Origin of the sequence: Streptococcus sp. HMSC066E07 (assembly GCF_001814695.1) — a bacterium.
Classification (GTDB): Bacteria; Bacillota; Bacilli; order Lactobacillales; family Streptococcaceae; genus Streptococcus; species Streptococcus hominis.
Map to the genome: position 1 here is coordinate 7,497 of NZ_KV817469.1, position 286 is coordinate 7,782.

The 286-nt window shown below is 51.7% G+C and carries 2 tRNA genes; both read right to left on the reverse strand.

Annotated features, from left to right (window positions below):
* Positions 1–62 precede the first annotated feature (62 nt).
* Positions 63–134, reverse strand: a tRNA-Glu gene (locus HMPREF2984_RS09235).
* Between the two features lie 11 nt (positions 135–145).
* Positions 146–219: transfer RNA gene (locus HMPREF2984_RS09240), tRNA-Ile, on the reverse strand.
* Positions 220–286 lie beyond the last annotated feature (67 nt).

Sequence of the window (286 nt, forward strand, 5' to 3'; positions counted from 1 at the left end):
GCCTGACGGTTTTCAAGACCGTTCCCTTCAGCCGAACTTGGGTAATCCTCCAATAAAATTTATAGTCCGTACGGGATTCGAACCCGTGTTACCGCCGTGAAAAGGCGGTGTCTTAACCCCTTGACCAACGGACCATATCTTAAAATGGGCACGAGTGGACTCGAACCACCGACCTCACGCTTATCAGGCGTGCGCTCTAACCACCTGAGCTACGCGCCCAAGTCCAAAAACTTGGTATGGTTGAACATCTCTGTTCAAAGCGGGTGACGAGAATCGAACTCGCGAC